Raw genomic sequence first — 6,165 nt, forward strand, 5'->3', positions numbered from 1 at the left:
GTCGCGGCCTGCCCGTCGCGGGCGCGGTCGTCGTCGCGGTGCTCGGCGTCGTCGCGCTGGTGCGGCGCGCGTGGCGCGACCTCCTGGCCGCGGTGCTCGTCGCCGCCGGGACCGTCGGCGTCGCGATCGGTCTGCGCGAGCTGCTCGAGCGGCCCGACCTCGGCGGGTTCGGGTACGCCCACCAGACCTTCCCGAGCGGTCACGTCGCGGTGGTCGGAGGCCTGTGCGTCGCGGTGTGGCTCCTGTGGCCGCGGCCGTCGTCGCGGCCCGCGGCGGGGTGGGCCGGCCTGGCCGTCACGGCGGTCGCCGGGCTCGCGTCGGTCGTCACCTACGCGCACCGGCCGAGCGACGTCGTCGGCTCGCTGCTCGTCGCGGCGGCCGCGGCCGTCGCGGTGTCGTGGGCCCTCGACGTGCCGACCGTCCCCGCGGACGACGTCAGGACCGCGGCGTAGGACGTCCGACCGCCGCGTAGAGCTCCTCGTAGCGGTCGACGACGCGCTCCCACGTGAAGTCCTCGACCCGCCGCCGGCCGGCGGCGCCGATGCGGTCGGCGCGCTCCGGGTCGTCGAGGAGCCCGAGCACGGCACCGGCGAGCGCGGGCGTGTCCTGCGGGTCGACGAGGACGCCGTCGACGTCGTCGGTGACGATCTCCGGCGGGCCGCCGCGCACCGTCGCGACCACGGGACGCCCGGACCGCCAGCCCTCGAGCACGACGAGCGGTGCGGCGTCGGCCCGGCTCGGCACGACGACCACGTCCGCCGCGGCCATGCGGGCCGCCACCTCGGCCGGCTCGAGCCGGCCGGGCAGCTCGACGCGGTCCTCGAGGCCGTGCGCCGCGACACGGCGCCGCAGCGACGCCGCCTCGGCGCCGTCCCCGACGACGACGAGCCGCGCGCGGTCGCGCAGCGCGGACGCCGCGAACGCGTCCACGAGCAGGTCGAACCCCTTGACGTGCTCGATGCGCCCCACGGCAAGCACGACCGGGAGTCCGCCGTCGGCGCGTCGCCGCGCCACGGGCTCCGGAGCCGCCGACACCGCGCTCTGCCCGTCGAGCTCGACCCCGTTGGGCACGACCACGGCCCCGGCGGCCCCGAACCGGACGAGGTCGTCGGTCACGACGCGCGAGCACCCGGTGACCGCCGTCGCGACGTCGACCGAGCGCCGCAGCGCGGCGGCCAGGAGGCGCGAGTGCTCGAAGACGGCGAAGTCGTCGGCGAACGTCTCGCCGTGCGAGCTGACGACGAGCGGCGTGCGCGTCAGCGTGCGGAGCGCGAGCGCGTAGGCCCCGTTGGGGCCGAAGCACTGGACGTGCAAGACGTCCGGGCGGAAGGCGGCGTGCGCGCGGCCCCACGCGAGGGCGGCACCGGGCGCCGCGAGGCCGAAGCGTGCGACGTCGCCCGGCCGGCTCGACGGCTGCGGGCACGGCAGGTAGCGCACGAGGACGCCGTCCACCCGGCGGGTCCCGAGCCGCTCGCCGCGGTCGACGGTCCACACCTCCACCGCCCGGCCGCGCGCCGCGAGGACGCGCGCGACGTGCCGGACGTGCGACTCCACGCCCCCGGTGTGCGGGTGGTACGAGCTCGCGACGAGCGCCACGCGTCGCACCGTCATGCGCCTCACCTCTCCTCGGGCCGAGCCCCTGCGCTCGTGCCTCCACCTGCCTGCCGTCGTGCGCGTCGCGCCCGATGATCACCCGCCCGATCACCCGCTCCGGAGCGACCTCGCAGGTCGGCCCGCCACTAGAGTGGGCGCCACTCTACCGACCGGCCCGCCGGCCGGTGCCGCCCGTCCCGAGGGGATCCGGACCCGATGCCGCAGCTCGTCGTCGCGACCGTCGCGGTCGAGGTCCCCATGGGCGCCCAGGTGTACCAGGAGGAGGTCGCGGCGCGCGCCGCGGGCGCCCTGGCCGACGGCTCGGGCGCCGCCGGGGACCGCTGGTCGGTCGACCGCGCCGTCGTGCGGTCCCTGCGCTCGCCGCTGCCCGGGACGCACCGGCTCCCGCTCGGCCGCCTGTCGTCCGCGGGGCCCGCCGTGCGCCGGGCCACGGGCCGCGCCGTCTACCCGCGCGACGCCGTCGTGCACCGCGTGGGCCTCGACCTGCCGCCCCACCCCACCCGGGACGTCGTGGCGGTGCAGGACGTCGTGTCGTGGCGCTACGCCGACGAGTCCGCGCCCGTGCGCGCCGCCGCCGAGGAGGTGCGCCGCGCGGCCGCGGTGGTGTGCGTCTCGGAGTTCAGCGCCGACGAGGCCGCCGAGGTGCTCGGCCTCGCGGAGCGCCCCGTCGTCGCCTACAACGGCGTCGATCCCGTCTACCACGACGCGCGGCCGCTCGACCGCGAGCGCCTCGCGGCGCTCGGCGTGCCCGGGCCGTACGTGCTGCACGCCGGCGGGGCGTCGCAGCGCAAGAACCTCGAGGAGCTCGCCGTCGCGTGGCGCGCGGTGCGCTCGGCGCGGCCCGACCTCACGCTCGTCATGAGCGGACCCGAGCACCCCCGCCGCACGGCCCTGTTCGCCGACCTGCCGGGCACGCACCTCGTCGGGCGCCTCCCGGGCGGGCTCATGCCGGGCCTCGTGGCCGGCGCCGCGGCGGTCGTCGTGCCGTCGCGCTACGAGGGGTTCGGGCTGCCGGCGCTCGAGGCCATGGCCGCGGGCGTGCCCGTCGTCGCCGCCCGGACGAGCTCGCTCCCCGAGGTCGTCGGCGACGGCGGCGTGCTCGTCGAGCCGGACGGCGCGAGCATCGCCGACGGGCTGCTGTGGGCGACGGGCGACGACCCGGAGGTCGCCGCGACGGTCGCCCGCGGCCGGGCCCGGGCGGCGACGTTCACGTGGGAGCGCAGCGCCGCGGTGCACGCGCAGGTGTGGCGCGCGGTCGCCGCGCGCGGCTGACGGCCGGAGCCTCACCCCGCCGGCTCCCACGCCCGCACGGCGCTGATGGTCGCGATCCAGTCGCTCTCCGTCGCGAGCGGGATGAAGTCGGGGTGGAGCCCGCCGACGATCCCCGTGTAGTTCGCGGCGAGGACGGGCACGTCGCGCTCGGTCGTCATCGGCACGCGCACGCGGACCGCGGTGACCTCGACGGGATCGAAGCGGAAGAGCGCGACGCGGTCGAAGAACTGGCCGGTCTGCGTGGCGACGTCCTGCCACGCGCCGTCGGGCGTGCGGACCGAGACCGTGTAGTCGCGCAGGCCCGAGGTGCAGCACCGGATGCCGGCCGTCGCGACGGCGACCCGGTCGATCGTCCGCGGCCCGTCGGTCGTGATCTCCACGCCCGGGCTCTCGTCGACGGCGCCGTCGGCGAGGCGCCCCGAGCGCCACGGCTCGCGCACGGCGAACGTGCCCGAGGTGACGACGTCGGGGTCGTTCGCGTCCTCGTGCGTCGACGTCGCGGTCACCGGGCGGCCCTCGAGCACGTCCTCGCCGAACCCCTCGACGGGCGCGACGTCGACGGTCGCGCCGGCGGGCACGAGGAGGAAGGCCGGCGCGCCGGTCACGGGGACCTCGACGCCCTCGGCCGGGACGGTGAGGGGGCGCTCGGCGCCGTAGGGGTCGCGGACCGTCACGGTGGCCGGAGACGCGGCGGTGAGCCGCACCGTCGTCGTGAGGTCCTCGCTCCACAGCGCGAGCAGCGAGCGGCCGCCGAGCGTCCCGCCCACGCCGGTCGCGCGCACCGCGTGCACGCCGGGCGTGCCCGTCTCGACCGCGGTGAACCCGCCGTACCCGGCGAGGACCGGCGCCGTGGCCGCGAACGCGGCCCCGGCGGGCTTGACGTACTGGCCGAACTGGAGCAGCGACCACGAGTTGCCCGCCTCCCCGAAGCCGCCCTCGGAGAAGAAGTACGTCCACTCGTCCACGCCCTCGAGGCCGTACCAGACGAGCTTGCGCGCGACGTCCGAGCCGCCCGCCCAGAAGTTCGCGACGCCGTCGGACCACCACCCGGTCTCCGTGTCCCACAGGGGGAGGTCCCCGCACGCGGCGACGATCTCGCGGAGCCGGTCGAGCTCCGCCCCCTCCTCGGAGAAGCCCTCCTCCTCCCAGGACCGGTTGTACCCGGTGTACGGGTGGATGCCGATCGCGTCGAGCGACGCGCAGCCCCCCGCCTCCACGAGCGCCTCCCACCAGCCGGGGTCGATCCCGAGCGTGTTGCCGCCGACCACGACGACGTCGGGGTGCGCCGCCCGCGCCGCGGCCGCGAACGGCGCGCCGACCTGCTCCTCGTACGAGGCGCCGTCGTAGCCGGTGTTGTTCGGCTCGTTCCACGGCTGCCAGTGCCGCACCTGCGGGGCGCGCTCGTGGATCTCGGCGACGATCAGCCGCGACCACCCCTCCCACGTGCCCGCGTCGACCGCGGCCTGCTCGGCCTCGCCGCCGGAGCCGAGCTGCAGCGTGAGGACGACACCTGTCTCCTGCGCGAGCGCCGCCGCCGCGACGAGCTCGGCGAACGGGTCGACCTCCGCGGGCTCCTCGCCCTCCTCGGCGTCGGGCTCGAACGCCGCGTTCGGCAGGGCGTCCCACACGACGCCCTCCGGGTCCGGGTCGCCGGTCGGGTCGGGCACGAGCGCGCCGAAGTCGAGCTGCGTGCGGTGGCTGCCGACCCCGAGCTGGGCGGCGAGCTGGACCCCGCGCAGCGGGCCGGCCCCGCCCCAGTCGGCGCCGTCGGCGAGCTGCGCCGGGTCGAGCGTGCTCCCCGGCGCGGCGACCGTGTACCGCAGGCACGTGCCGGAGACCGCCTCGCCCGTCGTCGTGTCGACGAGCGCCGCGTCCACCTCGTAGACGCCGGGGCGCGTCGGCGGCAGCTCGAGCGCGACCTCGCCGCCCTCGGCCGGGATGTCGACGACGCGCTCCTCCCCCACGACCGGGTCCCACACGCGCGGGTCGCCGCGCACCTCGTAGCGGAGCCGGTACGTGCCCGCGAGGTCGCCCCACGCGTCGTCGAACGCCGCGACGACGCGCGGCTCGACGCCGTCGGGGAAGACGCCGTACGGCCGGTCGGTGAGGAGACCGGCGCCGAGGCCGAGGCCGCCGAACAGCTCCTCGTTCGCGGCGTTGAGCTTGACCGGCGCGCCGAGCTGGTACGCCATGCGGTCCGCGCCGATCTCCGTGAGGGAGAACCCGCCCTCCTCGCCGTGCGTGAGCACGTAGTAGGGCGCGCCGCCGTCGGTGCCGTCGCGCAGGACGGGCGTGCGCTCCCACAGCGCGAACGGCTGCTCGAGGTCCTTGTGCGTGTCCGGCCACACGCCGCGGAAGACGCCGTCGTCGCCGTACCACCGCAGGCCGAGGGCCTCCTCCGCGACGAGGAGCCCCTCCCCGCCCGGTCCCGTCGTCATGCCCGTGGCCGCGTCGACCCACGGCACGCGCGGCACCGCGAACGGGCGACCGCGCTGCCAGCCCGCCCCGACGTGCAGGCCGGGCTCGAGAGCCTCGTCCATCGCGACGAGGTCCACCGAGCGGGTGTCGCCCTCGCGCGCGTCGGTCGCGACGAGCGCCCGTCCGTCGGGGAGCTGGGCGAGCACGCCGCCCTCGAGCGGGACGGTGTCGAGGAGCTCGCCGTCGCCGGAGAGGCGGTGGAGCACCTCCCCCGCCTCCTGGACGCCGACGACGTCGCCGGACCCGGTCTGCCAGCGCACCGTCCCGTACAGGTCGAGCAGGTCGCCGGCCGTGTGCTCGTTCTCGGGGATCGTCGTCGACCACACCGTGGTGCCGTCGGGCGCGACGCGCAGCACGTCGCGGCGCCGCATGAGGGTGTCGAGGAGGAACACGTCGCCGTCGGCGGCGACCTCGAACGTGTCGGTGCTGAACGTCTCGCTCGCCCCGTCCCACGCGAGCTCGACCGGCGTGGTCGCGCGGACGTCGCCGGTCGCCAGGTCGTAGCGCGTGACCGTGTACGTGGCCTCGCGGTCCCACTCGAGCACCCAGGCGCTGCCGTCCCGGACGCGGAACGTGAGGAGCTCGCCGTCGTCGAGGGTCACGACGTCGTCCACGACGGTCCGGACGCCGCCGAGCTCCTCGGGGTCGACGCCGTCCTGGGTGACCTGCTCCAGCCGCGGGAACCCGCACACCGGCGCGGGCCCCTCCCGGTCGACCGGCGCGACCACGGGGGCGTCCCCGGAGGCGGCACCGCCCCCGGCGCCCGGCGTGCCGCCGCCGCCCAGCAGCGCGGTCGCCGCG

General features: G+C 77.4%; 4 protein-coding genes. 2 read left to right on the forward strand and 2 right to left on the reverse strand.

The window, feature by feature from the left end; genetic code table 11:
* A partial coding sequence (locus tag JZ5iCDA_RS14610; protein WP_139123135.1) for a phosphatase PAP2 family protein occupies window positions 1–452 on the forward strand: 452 nt, incomplete at its 5' end.
* Here JZ5iCDA_RS14610 and JZ5iCDA_RS14615 read toward each other — a convergent pair.
* Window positions 436–1,611: a glycosyltransferase family 4 protein gene (locus tag JZ5iCDA_RS14615; RefSeq protein WP_069387819.1), complete on the reverse strand. Its 1,176-nt coding sequence runs from the start codon at window positions 1,609–1,611 to the stop codon at window positions 436–438. The two genes, JZ5iCDA_RS14610 and JZ5iCDA_RS14615, sit on opposite strands and share 17 nt — an antisense overlap.
* 198 nt (window positions 1,612–1,809) lie before the next feature.
* Between JZ5iCDA_RS14615 and JZ5iCDA_RS14620 the strand changes: the two genes are divergently transcribed.
* Window positions 1,810–2,886, forward strand: a complete 1,077-nt coding sequence (locus JZ5iCDA_RS14620; protein ID WP_069387820.1) for a glycosyltransferase family 4 protein — start codon at window positions 1,810–1,812, stop codon at window positions 2,884–2,886.
* A gap of 11 nt (window positions 2,887–2,897) precedes the next feature.
* On the opposite strand, the gene JZ5iCDA_RS19055 is transcribed toward JZ5iCDA_RS14620, so the two are convergent.
* On the reverse strand, window positions 2,898–6,165 hold a 3,268-nt coding region (locus JZ5iCDA_RS19055), incomplete at its 5' end, for a hypothetical protein (RefSeq protein WP_083260045.1).

This window comes from Cellulosimicrobium cellulans, from assembly GCF_001722485.1.
Lineage (GTDB): Bacteria > Actinomycetota > Actinomycetes > Actinomycetales > Cellulomonadaceae > Cellulosimicrobium > Cellulosimicrobium cellulans_A.

Coding starts and splice junctions, on each gene's coding strand:
- JZ5iCDA_RS14620 (WP_069387820.1), top strand. CDS start 1,810: ATGCCGCAGCTCGTCGTCGCGACCGTCGCGGTCGAGGTCCCCATGGGC.
- JZ5iCDA_RS14615 (WP_069387819.1), bottom strand. CDS start 1,611: ATGACGGTGCGACGCGTGGCGCTCGTCGCGAGCTCGTACCACCCGCAC.